We start from the raw sequence: 16,083 nt of genomic DNA, 5'->3' as shown, positions 1-16,083 counted from the left end.
TGGACCAATTTGGCAGCGTGGGTGGCATGACCTTTGATCTGTGCCAGCACGGGTAGGCCATCGCGATCGGCGAGACAGCGTTTTGCAAGGATGGGAGCCGCGGCGCCGTCGGCATTGGCGGGGGAGGCGGCCGGCGTAATAGTGCCGTTGGTGCGGAACGCTGCCTTCAATCCGGGAACTTGGCCGGACGGCGTGCTGCACGTCAAAAAAGTATCAGTTCACATCTGAAATGGTGGTGGCGTGCCTAGGTACTGGTCGCTACTCTGCCAACGAGAGGAAGCGCTGAACCAATCAGCCGATAAGGGAGCGGAGGCGGATCATTACAAGCCGCACCGGCCTGAAGGGAGGGGACATGGAACCGGACCTGGAAGTTGTCCAGATACGGCGCGGCGAGTCATTCAAGGCGTGGTCGCACGGCTACCCATTCCACACCGTCCGCTGGCATTTCCATCCCGAGTACGAGCTCCATCAGGTCGTGGCCACCAGCGGACGCTATTTCGTCGGTGACTTCATCGGCGACTTCGAACCAGGTAATCTCGTGCTCACCGGCCCCAATTTGCCGCACAATTGGGTGAGCGATCTGCCGGCAGAGTGCGCCATCCCGCTACGCGGACGCATCCTTCAATTCAGCGAAGAATTCATCGGCGACCTGATGAAGGTCATGCCTGAGCTTTCGGGCCTTGCCGCACTGCTGGATTTTTCCCGGCGTGGTGCGCTGTTCACCCGCAGCACGAGCGATGCGCTCGTCCCACTCATGGAGGAGATCGTCACGGCGAACGGCGTGCGCCGGATCGAGCTGTTCTTGATGATCTTGGGGATACTCTGTCGCGCCGCGCGACAGGCGCGTCCGCTGTCCAGCCCAAACTATCTGCCCGATCCGTCTGGCTACATGTCCGTGGGAATGAACAAGGCACTCGCATTCATCCGGAAGAATCTGACGCAACCTTTCGGCGAAGCGGAGCTTGCTGCGATCGCCGGTCAATCGCAAAGCGCATTTTCGCGCTCGTTCCGCCGGCACACGGGCATGTCATTGGTGCAATACGTTAAGCGGCTGCGTATCAATCTCGCTTGTCAGATATTGATGAGCGACGAGCAGGCTTCCATCACCGACATCTGCTTCGAGGTCGGCTTCAACAATCTCTCCAATTTTAACCGGCAGTTCCTGGCCGAGAAAGGCATGCCCCCTTCGCGCTTCAGACGATTGTTGGCGCACAACATCGATGAGGCGCACGCGGCCTAGCCGCATAGGAGCAAAGAAGGAGGATCGTTACGGAAGAATGACGCGGACACGCCGACGGCGGTCCGCGACAGCAATCGTTCGACCAGAATTCTGCGCGGCTCCGAGCACCGGCGCTCATCGTGCCGTCGGAAACGGAAGCAGCGAGGGCCTGACTTCGAAGGATCAACGACGACACCCTGACACCCAGTCTGGAAAGGAAATCTGAAATGAGAAAGTTCTCTGCTAAATATGCGGGCACAATTGGCATAGCCCTCTCGCTGCTCGGCACAACAGCCATTTCTTCGCGGGCCGCAGAGGTGAAGAACGCGACCGTCGCCTTCCTGATGCCGGACCAGGCCTCCACCCGCTATGAACAACATGATTATCCGGGCTTCGTCGCAGAGATGAAGAAGCTGTGCGACAGTTGCAAGGTGATCTACCAGAACGCCAGCGCGGATGCCGCGCGGCAGCAACAGCAATTCAACTCGGTGATTTCGCAGGGCGCCAAGGTAATCGTGCTCGACCCCGTCGACTCCACTGCCGCGGCATCCCTGGTCAAGATGGCACAATCGCAAGGCATCAAGGTCATTGCCTATGACCGGCCGGTCCCCGACGCCAAGGTCGATTTTTACGTGTCCTTCGACAATCAAGCCATCGGCAAGGCTATCTCCGAATCGCTCGTCAAGCATCTTAAGGCCGCCAACGCGACGGCGAAGGAGGGCGAAGGCGTACTCGAAATCAATGGATCGCCGACCGATGCCGCTGCGGGACTCATCAAGAAGGGGATCCACGAGGGGCTTGATAAGAGCGGCTATCCAATTCTGGCCGAATACGACACGCCGGACTGGGCGCCGCCGAAGGCGCAGCAATGGGCGAGTGGCCAGATCACCCGCTTCGGCAAGAAGATCCTCGGCGTCGTAGCTGCCAATGACGGCACGGGCGGTGGCGCAATTGCCGCCTTCAAGGCCGCAGGTATCGAGCCGGTGCCGCCGGTGACGGGCAACGATGCGACGATTGCCGCGCTTCAGCTCGTCATCGCAGGCGATCAGTACAACACGATCTCCAAACCCAGTGAGATCGTGGCAGCTGCTGCGGCGCAAGCGGCGGTGAAATTCCTCTCCGGAGAGATGCCCAAGGCGGAAGCTACGCTATTCAATGCGCCATCGAAGTTGTTCGTGCCGGCCGTCGTCACTCAGGAGAACCTGAAGGCGGAGATTATCGATAAGAAGATCCAGACGGCCGATCAGCTCTGCACGGGCCGATATGCCGCGGGTTGCAAGAAGCTTGGCATCACGCAGTGACGACGTCGGTCCCGGCCGCTTCCGGCGGCCGGGACGAAGGATGAGAGGGCGAATTGGGACATGACCACGATCTCGGATGCCGATGACGCGCAGGGCGGACCGCGCAAGCCGGTCTTGAGTCTTCGCGGAATTTCCAAGCATTTCGGCGCCGTGTCCGCCCTGACCGATGTTGATCTCGATGTGCATGCCGGCGAAGTCGTGGCACTTGTGGGTGATAACGGTGCAGGAAAATCCACGCTGGTGAAGATCCTTGCCGGCGTGCACCAACCCACCTCCGGAACGATCACGTTCGGCGGTGAACATGTTGTCCTGTCCGACCCATCCATGGCACTCGGCCTCGGCATCGCCACCGTTTTCCAGGATTTGGCCCTCTGCGAGAATCTCGACGTGGTCGCAAACATCTTCCTCGGCCGCGAGCTCAACCCGCTGCGGCTCGACGAGGTCTCCATGGAGCTTCGCGCCTGTACCTTGCTCAACGAGCTGTCAGCGCGGATCCCGAGCGTGCGAGAGCCCGTGGCGTCGCTCTCCGGCGGACAGCGCCAGACCGTGGCGATCGCGCGCTCGCTGCTGACTGAGCCGAAACTCATTCTGCTCGACGAGCCGACTGCGGCGCTCGGCGTTGCCCAAACCGCTGAGGTGCTAGACCTCGTCGAACGCGTTCGCGCACGCGGTCTCGGCGTCATCATGATCAGTCACAACATGGAGGACGTCCGCGCGGTTGCCGATCGGATCGTGGTGCTGCGCCTCGGTCGCAACAACGGCGAGTTCGATCCCGACGTGTCCAATCAGGATCTCGTTACGGCGATTACCGGAGCGGACGAAAATTCTGTCTCGCGCCGCGCCAGGCGGCGCCGCGCCCATCAGTCGCCGGAGCTTGGGCGATGACCGACGACACGCAACAGGTTTCGACGGCGCGGTTGCTCGACCGCAGTGACGAACGAGTCAAGCACGCGGACACGCTTGGAAACACGATCGGCGCCTTTGTGGACCGTGTGCGGTCGGGCGATCTCGGATCGCTGCCGGTGGTCGTCGGGCTCATCGTCATCTGCGCGGCGTTCGAGACCCTCAACCCTGTTTTTCTCGCGCCGAACAATCTGGTCAATTTGCTTTTCGATTGCGCGACAGTGGGTGTGATCTCGCTGGGCATCGTCTGTATCCTGATGGTCGGCGAAATCGATCTGTCGGTCGGATCGGTGAGCGGGTTCTCTTCGGCGCTCGTCGGCGTGCTTTGGGTCGCTCAGGATTGGCCGGTCGCCGTGGCGATCGTCACGGCGTTGGTGCTGGGCGCTGCCATCGGCGCGCTCTATGCATTTTTGTTCAATCGTCTGGGTATGCCGAGCTTCGTCTCGACGCTGGCCGGCCTGCTGACGTGGCTCGGCCTGCAGCTGTATCTGCTCGGCTCCTCCGGCTCGATCAACCTTCCGTATGGATCGGCGCTGGTCAATTTCGGACAGATGCTCGTCATGCCGTCGATCGTATCCTACGTGCTGGCGGCGGTCGCGAGCGTGGTTATGTTCGTGACCGGCTACCGAACGGCCGCGCGCCGGCGGGCGGCGGGGCTATCGGCCAGTTCGCTTGGTCGCATGGTGCTGAAGGCGCTGCTGGTCACCATCGTGCTCGAATTCGTTGTCTATTATCTCAATCTCGGGCGCGGCATTCCCTGGATGTTTGGTCTGTTCGTCGGCTTGTGCGTGATCATGAATTACGCATTGACGAGAACCAAATGGGGCCGCTCGATGTCTGCCGTCGGCGGCAATCGCGAGGCGGCCCGTCGGGCTGGCATCAACGTTCGCCGGGTCTATTCGACCGCATTCATGCTGTGCTCCACGCTGGCCGCGGCCGGCGGCATTCTGGCCGCAGCGCGGCTGGCATCTTCCAGCCAGCAGGCCGGGACCGGGGATGTGAACCTCAACGCGATCGCCGCCGCGGTCATCGGTGGCACAAGCCTGTTTGGCGGCCGCGGGAGCGCCTATTCCGCGCTCCTCGGCGTCATCGTCATCCAGTCCATCGCGAGCGGCCTCACGCTGCTCGATCTCTCCTCGTCGCTGCGGTACATGATTACGGGCGCGGTCCTTGCCATTGCAGTCATCGTCGATTCGCTGGCACGGCGCTCGCGCCTTTCCCACGGCCGAGCTTGAACAACTCTCGTAGGAAAAGGACAAGCCTTGGCCCAGGAACTTGCAGAAAAAGTCGCGGCGATCACCGGCGCCGCATCGGGCATCGGTCTCGAATGCGCCAGAACATTGATCGGGGCCGGCGCGCGGGTGGTGCTGATCGATCGGGCGGAAGAGGCGCTGAGCAGCGCCTGCGTTGCGCTGGGCGATCAGGCGATTCCGTTACGTATCGACCTCACCGATCCCCTGAGCATGGAAGCGATGATGCCGCAGGTGCTGGAGAAAGCGGGTCAACTGGACATCTTCCATGCGAATGCTGGTGCCTATGTCGGCGGCGAGGTGCTTGGCGGCGATCCCGACGCGTGGGACCGCATGCTCAATTTGAACGTCAATGCGCTGTTCCGGTCGATCCATGCGGTGCTGCCGCACATGGTTGAGCGCAAGAGCGGCGACATCATCGTCACCAGTTCGATCGCAGGTCTCGTGCCTGTCGTCTGGGAACCGATCTATACCGCGTCCAAGCACGCCGTGCAGGCTTTTGTGCATACTCTGCGCCGGCAGGTCGCGAAACACGGTTTGCGCGTCGGCGCCGTTGCGCCCGGTCCAGTCGTGACCGCGCTCATCAAGGATTGGCCCAAAGAGAAGATCGAGGAGGAAATGGCGGCCGGTGGCTTGATGCAGCCGGTGGAAGTCGCGCAGGCAGTGCTCTTCATGTTGACGCGCCCGAGAAACGTCACCATCCGCGACCTCGTCATTCTGCCGCAGAGCAACGATCTGTAACATCTTCCGATCGGCGATCCTGAGATGAACAAGCAACCCGATAACCGCCATTTCCTTGGCATCGATGTCGGCACCGGCAGCGCACGGGCCGGACTCTTCGACCGCTCTGGCAGGCTCCTGGCGAGTGACAGCGCCCCTGTTGCACTTTGGCGGGAGGCTGGCGACGTCGTCGAGCAGTCGAGCGAGGATATCTGGCGTGCCGTATGCCGCAGCGTGCGTAGCGCGGTGGTGCAGGCGGGTATCGCGGCGGACAGTATCGCCGGCATAGGCTTTGACGCGACCTGCTCGCTGGTGGTGCTTGGCGAGGCGGGTGTGCCGCTGCCCGTCGGGCCGTCCGGCGATCCTGCTCGCAACGTCGTTGTATGGATGGATCACCGCGCTGCGGATCAGGCGCGCCGTATCAACCAGACGGGCGAGAAAGTTCTCGACTATGTCGGCGGAACGATCTCTCCCGAGATGGAGACGCCGAAACTGTTGTGGCTCGCCGAAAACATGCCCGAGACGTTCTCCCATGCGTGGCAGTTTATGGACTTGACTGATTTTCTCACTTGGCGTGCAACAGGGAGTTTGTCCCGCTCCATTTGTACCGTGACGTGCAAGTGGACCTATCTGGGCCACGAAGACCGCTGGGACGATCAATTCTTCCGCAGGATTGGCCTCGGCGTGCTGCCGGATGAGCAGTTCCGCAGGATCGGCACCGAGATCGTGCCCGGCGGGACCAGGCTGGCAGCGGGCCTGACGGCGAAGGCCGCGGCCGATCTCGGACTCGCGATGGGTACGCCGGTCGCCGCCGGCCTCATCGATGCACATGCCGGCGGTGTTGGTACGGTGGGGGCGCGCGGAGCGGCGGGCACGGTGCTCACGCGCATGGCCTATGTATTCGGAACGTCCGCCTGCACCATGTCGACCACACCGGACCCCTTCTTCGTCCCTGGCGTTTGGGGACCTTATTTCTCCGCCATGGTGCCTGGGCTTTGGCTCAATGAAGGCGGACAGTCGGCCGCCGGCGCTGCGATCGAGCATCTGTTGCAGATGCATCCGAATTCCGCGCAAGCGACACAGGCTGCGGGCCAGAAGCAGCAGACGCTTGCCGATTGGCTTGCCTCGGAAATCAGAATCACGCGGCGGTGCCGAAATGCTCCCGGATTTGGTCGGCCAGCTTCATGTCGTCCCCGAATTCCTCGGCAATCGAGCGCCGTTCGCCGATCCCGGCGCGCGCGCACTGATTGCGGGCCTTGATATGCGCTCGGATCTGGAGAGTCTGCTCGCGCTTTATCTTGCAGGGCTTTGCGGCCTCGGCTGCGGGGCCCGGCAGATCGTTCGCGCTCAGCAAGACAAGGGCATTGCGGTCGATACGATCGTGGTCAGCGGCGGTGCCGCAAAGAGCCGCCTCGTGCGGCAGGTCCTCGCCGATATGACGGGTTTGACGGTCGCTGCGCCAGCCTCTCCGGAGGCCGTCCTGCTCGGCTCCGCGATGCTTGGATCAGTTGCCTCGGGCGACCATTCCGACCTCAGTGAGGCGATGCAGGCGATGTCGGTCTTGGGAGACATCCATCAACCCCAGGCCGCTTTGGCAGGCTGGGTTGATCAGCGCATGGGAGCCTTCGAGGCTCTGCAGAAGGTCGGCCGGGCAATTAGAAGAGCTTCTTAGCTCTTGCCAACTGGACCCGGCACCAAGCACGGCATCTGACCGGGCCGAGGCGCGATCCTAGACCATCCGTGGTTCTGAGAGCCCATGGGGCAAGGTCGTTGCGATCGTGAACGGTGAGCGCCAATGAGGCAGGACCGCTGCATCCTGGCACGACGCATCTGGTCGCGGACCTGACGGAGAAGTTCGACGACATCAACTGGCTCGTCGCGGCCAAAGGCGGTCGCCAGCGTCAGGGGGCGGCTGAAGGGATCCTGTGGGCGGGGAGTAACCCGGGTCTCGCCCCGCTGTAGGCGGGGCGAGATGCCTGCTTTTCTCAGATGAGGAAGTCGGTCGGGTGCAGGCTCGCGGCGTGGACACCGTCGAGTGTAATGGTGTCGCTCGCCGATACATGAATCACGGCATCGCCGTCGGCATTGTCGCTGATCAGCTTCGACAGCGCCGTCCAGTCCGCAAAGCCGTAATCGTGCAGGTTGATCAGATCGTGCTCGGTCACGGTGCTGCCGACCGCCTTGTTTCCTTGATCGAAGTCGGTGATGAGGTCGTTGCCGGAGCCGGTGTTGAAGACGAAGGTGTCGCTGTTCCCGCCGCCCGAAAGCTGGTCATTTCCGGCGCCCCCGTTGAGCAAATCCTTGCCGCCGGTGATCGAGCCCGGTGTTGCGGGATCATAGACCTTTGCATCGCCATACAGAAAGTCGGTGGCCGCTCCGCCGGTGAGGATATCGTTGCCGCGATGGGCATTGCCGGACATGGTCGGAGCGTCGCCGAACAGCATATCGCGCGCATCGTCGGTGTACTCGGTGCTGATCTTGACCGTGAGGATGTCGTTGCCACCCTGTGCGTTGTCGGTCAGGGACGTGGAGGAATCTCCCGACAGCGACGCACCGGCCCAGACGTTTTCGCCGCTCATGGTCAAGATGATGTTGTCGTTGCCGCCATGCGCATCGCCGCTGATGGAGCCGATGGCATCGCCGCTGGCTCTCGCTGAACCCTCCCGGGTGTTCAAGCTGATGTCGAGCGTGTCGTTGCCGCACCTGCGCCGTGCCGCTCATGGAGCCACCGGCATCGCCGGCGTACACATTGTCGAAGCCTCGCCAGCCCACAGCGCCCGTGATGGTGTCACTGCCGCCGTGCGAATTGCCGGACATGTCGCCGGCGACATCGCCGAAAGCATGCACGTTGGTGTACATCGAGTGGTCTTGGGTATCGATCGTGTCGTTGCCGCCCCTGGCGTCGTCGGTCATCGCCTGGGCATCGCCGACCACGAGGGCGGCGTTCCAGCCGTAGTTGACGTTGACCGTGAGCGTGTCGTTGCCGCCGTGGGACTGGCCATGCAGCGTCGTGTTGTCGTCGCCAAAGATCGTGACCTCTGCTTCGGGCTGAGTGATGGTTGCGGTCACGGTGTCGTTGCCGCCCCAGGCGTCCGTGGTGGTCGGAAAGTTCGGATCTCCGATGACGGTTTCGATTTGGCCAAATTGGTCGAGCAGGATGTCGATGGTGTCGTTCGGCAGATGCTGCATGGCGTAACTCCCATTTCATTGTCGGAGGCGGGCCTGACATCGGCAAAACTCTTGCGCGACGTGCTGTGACCACGCTTCACGGAGACGAATCTAGCTTTGGTCGATGGCGGAGATTTGCTGGAATTCGGGACAGAGTTTGTTCGCGACAGGTTTCGCTGCGCCGTGCGGCGAAACTGGTCGGTGCGCACTCGCGATTGCGATGTCGCCCCGCGCGTCGGGGTACGACATCGCCGCTTTGATTTATTCCCTCAGATGATGAAGTCGGTCGGATGCAGATTCGCCGCGTGAATCCCGTCCAGCGTGATCGAGTCGTTGCCGGAGAGATGAATCACGGCATCGCCGGAAGCATTGTCGCTGATCAGACTCGACAGCGCCGCCCAGTCCGCGAAGCCGTAATCCTGCACATCGATCAGATCGTGTTCCGCTGCGGTGCTGCCGACGGCCTTGTTGCCCTGATCGAAGTCGGCGATCGTGTCGTTGCCGGAGCCGGTGCTGAAGGCGAAGAAGTCGCTGTTTCCTCCGCCCCACATCCAGTCGTCGCCCGCTCCGCCGTTCAGCGTGTCGCTGCCGCCGGTGATCGAGCCTGGCGTCGCCGGTTCATAGATTCCTGCATCGCCATACATGAAATCCCGGCCGACGCCGCCATTGAGGATATCGTTGCCACCATGAGAATGACCGGCCATGATCGGCGCGTCGCCGCACACTGACGAGACCGCATCCGCGTACTGGCCTTCGATCTTGACGGTCAGGACATCGTCGCCGCCCTCGGTAAGATCCATCAGGGACGTCGACGAGTCCCCGACAAGGTCGCGCCGGCTATGGCGCTGTCGCCGTTCAAGGTGACCGTCATATTGTCATTGCCGCCTTGCGCAAGGCCGCGCAGGGCGCCGATGGCGTCGCCACTGACGGTCGCCACGCCGTCCGTGGTGAGCACGCTGACATCGAGCGTGTCGTTGCCGCCGTGCGAGGTGTCATCATGGAACCGCCGGCATCGCCGGCGAACAGGTTGGCGCCACCGCGCCACGCGATCGAGCCGGTTATCTCGTCATGGCCGCCCTGCGCGTTGCCCGACATGTCCCCCGCGACGTCGCCGAAGGCCGAGACAGTGGTATAGACCGTGCCATGGGCATCCGCGACGATGGTGTCATTGCCGCCCTTGGCGTCGTCGATCATCGATTTGGCATCGCCCACCACGAGAGCGGTGTTCCAGCCGCCGCCGATATCGGCGAACAATGTGTCGTTTCCGCCTTGCGAGTGACCAAGCAGCATCGACTGGTCATCGCCGAAGATCGTGAGCCTCGTATTGAGCTCGGTGACGTTGCCGTCACGGTGTCGTTGCCGCCCGAGACGTCCTTGGCTGCGGGAAATCCGAGATCTCCGTACACGGTCTCGATTTGACCAAACTGGTCAAGGATGACGTCGAAGGTATCGTTCGGCAGATGCTGCATGGCGTAACTCCCATTTCATGTCGGTAGCGGGCCGGACGTGTGCACCAGTCTTGCGACACGCTTGATCGACACGGTTCACCGGAAGCAAATCTGCCCTTGGTAAATGGCAGAGAGTTGCAAGAATTCAGGAGAGAGTTTGATTGCTCGCATCGATCTGCGGTCGCGGCCGCGAGAAAGAGAATGTTGATGGAACTGTCGGCGAGGATCTACCGCCGATTGGCGCGTTCGAGTGCGAGCTTACTTCTCCTCTGGTTGGGATGAAGTGCCGCTTTCGCCGTCGTCATTTCCTCGATCAAGTCGGCGATACCGTCTCTCGCGATCTTGTCAGTGACAAGAGACAACAACCGACTATGGCGCGCGATCTTGTTGTCGATCTCATCGCATTTGCCGCACGTGAGCATACCCTGCGCTATTGCAGGCGGAGCGAACGAGGCAACTGAGACTAAAAAATGTTCATTGCCGAGCTTCGTTCCTGCCGCCATGGACGGCTGGGACGCTGGCTTGCTGTGCGAGCCAGTGACGGCGGCGGTTTTTACTTGTGCGTCGGTGGACCTCATTGAGGAGCTTCGAGACCGCAGTGACAAGCTGGGCCGGTGCAAACGGCTTCTGCAACAGGATGCTATTTGGGACGCCCTGCGAACCCCAATCGTTCGCTGCAGCGCCCGTCATGTAGACCACGGGAAACGTCGGCTCTCGTTGTCTGAGCTGTCTGGCCAATTCCCAGCCGCTGAGCGTGCCCTTGAGGTTCACATCCGCGACGACCGCCCGGTACTCCTTCATGCCGCTTCTGAAGAGAGTCAGGGCTTCCTCGGCAGACGAGAGAATGTCAGTCGCGAAGCCTGCCTCCAGCAGGGCTTCCTCGACACCGCCTGCAATGGGTATTCATCCTCCACCACCAAGATGAGAGGCGACGGCGCTGTCATGTTCACTCCGTCTCGGAACGCTGAACCTACTATGTTGCGGCGCTTTGTTCCCTGAAAATGTGTCCAAAAGTGAACATAGGCCGATCCGAGGGCCCCAGGGAGCTGGCCGGCTGCATGGCGGATATCAAGGCCGACGAGACGGAGCATGGGCGCACTCTCAATCTTCCGTGGTGGAGGACGTAGCGCCGATCCGCATGATGGTCTGCGACATGCTGGAGGAGTTGGGCGACAAGGTCATCGCCGAAGCAGGCACCCTGAAGGAAGCAATCGAAGTCGCGCGGGTGGCAGACTTCGATCTGGCCATTCTCGACCTGAGGCTTGCCGATGAAACAACTGAACTGGTGGCGGAGATCACTCGTGGTCGCGGGTTGCAATTTTTCTTCCTGACCGGCCACACATCCGATGGATTGCCGGGCGGCTTCCGCAATGCTCCCCGATTGGAGAAGCCCGTCCTCTGCTCCGCGCTCGCGGAGATGATCGAAAACTGCGCCAGGTCTTGACCAGCGAACAGGCCGCTCGCGGGGAGTTTCACGCTGCCAACTTGCCCTTCGCCAAGCTTTCAAGATGTTTCCACGCCAAAGCGGCCCTCAACCACTTCAAACGCTCGGCAGCACAGGTCGCGGCGACCGCTTTGCGCATTGCGGCGATGGCCTCTGCTTGATGGTCAAGGTCTCCGGTCATCGGAGCGATCATTCGCTCGAATTATTAAAGCCGACGAAAATTTACGGCCCGGAAAACTACCGGCTTGCCCCGCCGTGGAGCCTCCATCCAAGCCCTGTGCTCGCTCAGTCCGGCGCCATCCGCTCGCCTCGTCCTGCGAGATAGGCATCATATGTTAAAGCACGACTCAGCAATTGCAGCCCGATAACCTGGCAACAGGCTGGGGACGCGGGACGATGGCACAGTCACGCTATCCGTTGATCCGGAGGTGGACACCGGAAGAGCATCAACAGCTGCTGGTGATGGCGGCGGCTGGGCGCCGACCCGACGAGATCGCCCAGGCGCTCGGCAGGACAGAGCCGGCCGTGCGAGGCCGCGCCAACCTGCATAACATCCCGCTGCGACTGGTGACGCAAAAGCGAAACGGCCCATGATCAAGGGCGCGTTTGGACCAATGCCGATGGACTATTTCGTGTGGCTGGCGAGGGGAGGCGGCCGCATCTTCGTCATCGACACCGGGTTCAATGCCGAGGTCGCGAAGCAGCGCAGGCGAAATTACCTGCGCTGCCCGGTAGAGACGCTTGCCGCGTTCGATATCGACGCTGCCCACGTCAAGGACGTGATTCTCACGCATCTGCACTACGACCACGCCGGCAATTTCGACCGATTTACGCATGCGCGGTTTCACCCTCAGGAGCGCGAGCTTGCCTGTGCGACCGGGCGCTACATGCTTTATCCTCGGCTGTCGCATTCGTTCGAAGTCGAGGATGCCGGGAAGCGTAGCTGTGCACGTTACATCGGTGCGGTCGCTGCTCGCCGACGAGACCTCGACCAAATGGCTCGATGCTGCCGTGAATACCAGGCTGCCTTGGGCCGCAGGGTACCGGACCCGCTGCCGGGCGCCAGGGCGCCGCCATTCGTGCCGGTGCTGCCGATGATGCCTGTACCGCCGAGTATACCGCACCGTCTGGCTGCTGGCTGCGAGGGCCAATGAAAGGATCGGGTAGGTCCGACGACCTTTCGCACTGCCCGGTCGCTCCCTTCGGAAGGCGGCGCCAAATGTCGGTTCGTAGACGAGGACCGAGGTTTGCAACGCAGCGCCAAGCCGACGCGACTGGCTCATCCTCAATGGAAGTTGGCGCTCGGTCGGCGTGTTTGCTCACGGAGGCCGATGACCGAGGAACTCCAGAACTCTATTTGGCGTGCGACAAGATCCTTTATTGCCAATCAGCCCGGCGCTAGTCTCGAGCCCATTGAGGCGCCTTAAACTTATTCCAGCCGCGAGTTGAGGGGCATTCGATTGCATCGGAAGGAAGATGGATGAGGGCAGTGATCGTCGGTGCGGGAATGGGCGGGTTGATGACGGCCTTGGCGCTGCGTCGGTCGGGAGTGTTCGCATCGGTCGATGTCTACGAGCAAACGAAGGTGCCTAGCACCGCAGGCGCCGGGTTGAACATCCCGCCCAACGGGGCGCGAATATGTCGTTGGCTAGGCGTCGACCTGGATGGGGGAGATTCCAAAGGCCCCGACGGGGTCATTGACGGCGGCCGCGCGGCAATCCTGGAGTCGACACGACAGTTCAACGCAGATGGGAGCGTGACAAAGAGGCCATTCGATCATGTCACCGCCGCAGGCGACGGCGCCGGCTTTCATCACATGCACAGGCTGGACCTTTTGATGTGCCTGTACAAGCGAGTGTCCGACTTCGGTATCGACAGCGGCGCGCCATGCCCGATCGCGGTGCACATGGACTGCAGACTGACGCAGCTGCGTCAGACCGCAGGCGAGGTAATAGCGACCTTTTCGAATGGTCGAACCGCCACGGGAGAGCTTCTCGTAGGTGCGGACGGGATCAACTCTGCGACGTTACAGCTGGCGTGGCCGAATTCGCGTCCCAAGCGTTGGACGGAGGTAACCTGCTTTCGAGGACTCATTCCGCGGACGGGGGTTGCGTCCCTCCGCAAAGCGAACGGTAACCCGCTGGACCACAATCCCATCAACTCCTTCAGCATGGACCGCCATCGGGCGGATAGGAGCGGCGCGACCACGTACTGGGTACGCGGCGGCGAGTTGTTGAACGTGTGGATCGCGCATTATGAGCCTGAGTCCGCCGCGTTCGAGCAGGAGGAGGGCGACTGGTTTCCCGTCAGTCAGCAGGAGATCGTTCGCGAGGTCGGCGAGGCATTCGCGGGCCATCCCAGCAGAGACGACCTCATCGCTCTGTCGGGGGCGATCGTTCGTCCTACCAAGTGGGGTCTCTACGATCGCGATGCGCTCGAAACCTGGGTGCAGGGCCGCATCTGCCTGCTCGGTGACGCGGCGCACCCGATGCTACCCACATTCGGTCAAGGAGCTGCTCAGTCCTTCGAAGACGCCGCCGCCCTTGCCAGCGCCTTTGCGCTTCACCAGCGCGATGTGCCTACAGCCTTGTTGCACTACGAACGCGTGCGGCATTACCGCGCTACCCGCTTTCAATTGGGATCCAAATTCGCCTTCGACCATTTGCGAGCGAAGGACACCGCTGAGCAGAAGGCGCTACTGGAGAGACTCGATGAGCGTGTGAGTCCTGCCTTTGCCCATGATAAGCGCGGCGGCGAGGACGATTCCTGGATCTACGCCTACGACGCCCGCAAGATCGGCAGCGAGTTGCCTGCCAAGAGGCTAGGTCCGTGGGACTTCCGCCGAACCGCCAAGGTAAGGTACGGTGGGATCAAGCTCTGGATGCCCGCCAATCCGGCGAAGGGTACGCGCCGCGTCACGCGCGAAGAGGTCGCTCTGCACAACACACAGAACGACTGCTGGATCATCATCTCGGGAAAAGTTTATGACATCACCGAGTGGGCCCCTCATCACCCTGGCGGCGCTGGAATCGCACGAATGTACGCTGGCAAGGAGGCCACTGCCGAATTCGGTGACTATCACAGCACCGAGGCCGTCGCGCACATGGCAAATTTTTGCGTGGGCGCTCTCGTCGAGAATTGAACCACCTCGTCGTAGCCGGGCACCTGGCGGCACTGCCGTAGGCCGCATCCGAGCCGCGCCATCGACCCGCCTCGCACATCGCGAAGAGAATTCCGACAGCCGGTAGACTTCCAAATATCGTGCCGGCTCGCGACGGCTGAGGCGCACGACATTCGCGGGCCAACGCACTTACCGTCACGCGAGACGACCGCATCGGTCGCCGAGGCGAGTAATGCCATTCGAGTTCTGGTCGTGGAGGATGAAGCTCGGATCTGCAGCTTGATCGAGGACGCCTTTTCGACGGCGGTTTCGAGGTGCCTACTTGATCAATTCGGGGGACGGTCGCGCGGACGACGAACCGGCCGCGCGAGTAGCCGGCGGAAACCGAGGCTCGCAATCCTCGACCTGCGCCTCGAGGAAGCCGTTCGCGACAATGAGCGCCTTGACCGCCTCCCGGGTGTCTCGACCTCAGGCAGCGATGGCCTGGTCGGCGGCAGCCTCCAATTCGAACGGTACCGGTCGGGATGGCTCCCGATCCCGATTCACTAACCCAAGTCTACCTAAGTATGGTCACTTCATACCTGCGCGCGATGGCGCCGACCAAGGGCTAATGTTACTGATACATCCAGGCTGAAAAGTAACGGAACCGGCCCTGCGAGCCGCAGTTGCGGGACGAGACCGGCGGCGTAGCGCCCGCCGGCCCTTCTCCCGATCTAGCGGCGCTTCGCCGCTCAACTGACGCTTACGGCCGTAGTTTGTGCAGAGAGTCCGCCATGAGAAACATCGCCGACCTCCTGATGTGGTTCAGACGGGGAAGCCAACGCGTGTCCAATACTCAGGTTGTAGCTATGGCTGAAGATCGATCCAGCATGGCTGATTTTGTCCGGATCCTGCAGGCCTGCGATCAAGCCCAGTAAGACAGGGGTTTGGTGCGAGCGCGTCAGTCCGTGATGCGGACGTCCGAGCAAACCAAAGCCAAGACCTCACACCACACCGCGTCCAGCTGTTTATGCCTAGCACGTCCGTTCAGGGTCAAACAGCGACAAGAGCAGAGGACTCTGATTTGCAGCTTCGGGCAAACTGCGGAAGTCACTCGGCTCCAGCCTTGGTTCAGTTCGGCGCTGATGTCAGTCAGCCCCAACGGTTCGCGCGCCGCATACAATGAAGCTAGCGCGGGATTCTGCTAGGCCCGGGCCGGGCCCAGCAACCGCCTGCTGAGACATCCAATGACTTCGCACTCTTGATTGGCCCCGCGCCGCGCTGCCAGCAACATGAACCGCCTGCATGTCCCGTTCCTGCAGGGCACCCGCCGCATTGACAACGACATCAACGCCGGCAAGAGCGTCCTTCCATTTCGAAGCGTCGGTGGTCCGACCATATCGAGGGTGATGTGGTGCGTATTAGGTGCCGGTGGGTGGCGCGACACCAATACGCATTCGGGCCCTTCGGCAGACAGTCTGGCCTGGATTGCCGATCGAACAAGCCCCGTGCCACCAACGAGACGGATGC

General features: G+C 61.8%; 15 protein-coding genes and 3 pseudogenes. 12 read left to right on the top strand and 6 right to left on the bottom strand.

What is annotated here, in order from left to right:
* Positions 1-8: 8 nt before the first annotated feature.
* Positions 9-182 (bottom strand): annotated as a pseudogene (locus AB3L03_RS04855) (acetyl-CoA C-acetyltransferase); the annotation flags it as partial.
* 170 nt (positions 183-352) lie between these two features.
* Between AB3L03_RS04855 and AB3L03_RS04850 the strand changes: the two are divergent.
* From AB3L03_RS04850 to AB3L03_RS04820, 7 genes and pseudogenes are all read left to right on the top strand, one after another.
* The gene (locus AB3L03_RS04850; RefSeq protein WP_018458780.1) at positions 353-1,240 is read left to right on the top strand and encodes an AraC family transcriptional regulator; all 888 of its coding nucleotides are present in this window, start codon (positions 353-355) and stop codon (positions 1,238-1,240) included.
* A 206-nt stretch (positions 1,241-1,446) separates the two neighbouring features.
* Complete coding sequence (locus tag AB3L03_RS04845; RefSeq protein ID WP_026233659.1) at positions 1,447-2,520, top strand: sugar ABC transporter substrate-binding protein; 1,074 nt, start codon at positions 1,447-1,449, stop codon at positions 2,518-2,520.
* 60 nt (positions 2,521-2,580) lie between these two features.
* On the top strand, positions 2,581-3,405 hold the full coding sequence (locus AB3L03_RS04840) for an ATP-binding cassette domain-containing protein (RefSeq protein ID WP_018458782.1): 825 nt from the start codon (positions 2,581-2,583) through the stop codon (positions 3,403-3,405).
* On the top strand, positions 3,402-4,658 hold the full coding sequence (locus tag AB3L03_RS04835; RefSeq protein ID WP_018458783.1) for a sugar ABC transporter permease: 1,257 nt from the start codon (positions 3,402-3,404) through the stop codon (positions 4,656-4,658). The genes AB3L03_RS04840 and AB3L03_RS04835 overlap by 4 nt, the downstream gene beginning before the upstream one ends.
* Before the next feature lie 27 nt (positions 4,659-4,685).
* Positions 4,686-5,414, top strand: a complete 729-nt coding sequence (locus AB3L03_RS04830) for an SDR family oxidoreductase (RefSeq protein ID WP_018458784.1) — start codon at positions 4,686-4,688, stop codon at positions 5,412-5,414.
* A 24-nt stretch (positions 5,415-5,438) separates the two neighbouring features.
* Positions 5,439-7,065: pseudogene (locus AB3L03_RS04825) on the top strand (FGGY-family carbohydrate kinase).
* 113 nt (positions 7,066-7,178) lie between these two features.
* Positions 7,179-7,355 (top strand): hypothetical protein, encoded by a 177-nt coding sequence (locus tag AB3L03_RS04820; protein ID WP_158091523.1) that lies wholly within the window; start codon positions 7,179-7,181, stop codon positions 7,353-7,355.
* 23 nt (positions 7,356-7,378) lie between these two features.
* Here AB3L03_RS04820 and AB3L03_RS04815 read toward each other — a convergent pair whose 3' ends face one another.
* Positions 7,379-7,972 (bottom strand): hypothetical protein, encoded by a 594-nt coding sequence (locus tag AB3L03_RS04815; protein WP_311979540.1) that lies wholly within the window; start codon positions 7,970-7,972, stop codon positions 7,379-7,381.
* Here AB3L03_RS04815 and AB3L03_RS04810 point away from each other — a divergent pair.
* Positions 7,971-8,651, top strand: coding sequence for a hypothetical protein (locus AB3L03_RS04810; RefSeq protein ID WP_311979541.1), 681 nt, complete (start codon positions 7,971-7,973; stop codon positions 8,649-8,651). The genes AB3L03_RS04815 and AB3L03_RS04810 overlap by 2 nt on opposite strands.
* 179 nt (positions 8,652-8,830) lie before the next feature.
* On the opposite strand, the gene AB3L03_RS04805 is transcribed toward AB3L03_RS04810, so the two are convergent.
* Together AB3L03_RS04805 and AB3L03_RS04800 are read right to left on the bottom strand one after the other, a co-directional pair.
* Positions 8,831-9,361: a hypothetical protein gene (locus AB3L03_RS04805; protein WP_368508305.1), complete on the bottom strand. Its 531-nt coding sequence runs from the start codon at positions 9,359-9,361 to the stop codon at positions 8,831-8,833.
* A 67-nt stretch (positions 9,362-9,428) separates the two neighbouring features.
* Entirely contained in the window at positions 9,429-9,851 is a 423-nt protein-coding gene (locus AB3L03_RS04800; protein WP_247366735.1) for a hypothetical protein, read from the bottom strand.
* Positions 9,852-10,170: 319 nt separating this feature from the next.
* Here AB3L03_RS04800 and AB3L03_RS04795 point away from each other — a divergent pair, with 319 nt between their 5' ends.
* Entirely contained in the window at positions 10,171-10,470 is a 300-nt protein-coding gene (locus tag AB3L03_RS04795; RefSeq protein ID WP_143273925.1) for a hypothetical protein, read from the top strand.
* 13 nt (positions 10,471-10,483) lie between these two features.
* Here the strand turns inward: AB3L03_RS04795 and AB3L03_RS04790 are convergent, their stop codons facing one another.
* Positions 10,484-10,855 carry a response regulator gene (locus AB3L03_RS04790; protein ID WP_368509128.1) on the bottom strand — a complete coding sequence of 124 codons (372 nt, stop codon included), beginning with the start codon at positions 10,853-10,855 and terminating at the stop codon, positions 10,484-10,486.
* Positions 10,856-11,147: 292 nt separating this feature from the next.
* On the opposite strand from AB3L03_RS04790, the gene AB3L03_RS04785 reads away from it, so the two are divergent.
* A complete protein-coding gene (locus AB3L03_RS04785) occupies positions 11,148-11,453 on the top strand; it encodes a hypothetical protein (RefSeq protein WP_085351027.1) in 306 nt (101 codons plus the stop codon).
* 28 nt (positions 11,454-11,481) lie between these two features.
* Here AB3L03_RS04785 and AB3L03_RS04780 read toward each other — a convergent pair whose 3' ends face one another.
* Entirely contained in the window at positions 11,482-11,634 is a 153-nt protein-coding gene (locus tag AB3L03_RS04780; RefSeq protein ID WP_157643068.1) for a hypothetical protein, read from the bottom strand.
* A 427-nt stretch (positions 11,635-12,061) separates the two neighbouring features.
* Between AB3L03_RS04780 and AB3L03_RS04775 the strand changes: the two are divergent.
* Both AB3L03_RS04775 and AB3L03_RS04770 read left to right on the top strand, forming a co-directional pair.
* Positions 12,062-12,382: pseudogene (locus AB3L03_RS04775) on the top strand (MBL fold metallo-hydrolase); the annotation flags it as partial.
* 551 nt (positions 12,383-12,933) lie between these two features.
* On the top strand, positions 12,934-14,595 hold the full coding sequence (locus tag AB3L03_RS04770) for a cytochrome b5 domain-containing protein (protein WP_368508304.1): 1,662 nt from the start codon (positions 12,934-12,936) through the stop codon (positions 14,593-14,595).
* The last annotated feature ends 1,488 nt before the right edge of the window (positions 14,596-16,083 follow it).

Source organism: Bradyrhizobium lupini (genome assembly GCF_040939785.1).
Taxonomy (GTDB): Bacteria; Pseudomonadota; Alphaproteobacteria; order Rhizobiales; family Xanthobacteraceae; genus Bradyrhizobium; species Bradyrhizobium canariense_D.
This window is presented reverse-complemented; position numbering and strand designations above follow the sequence as displayed.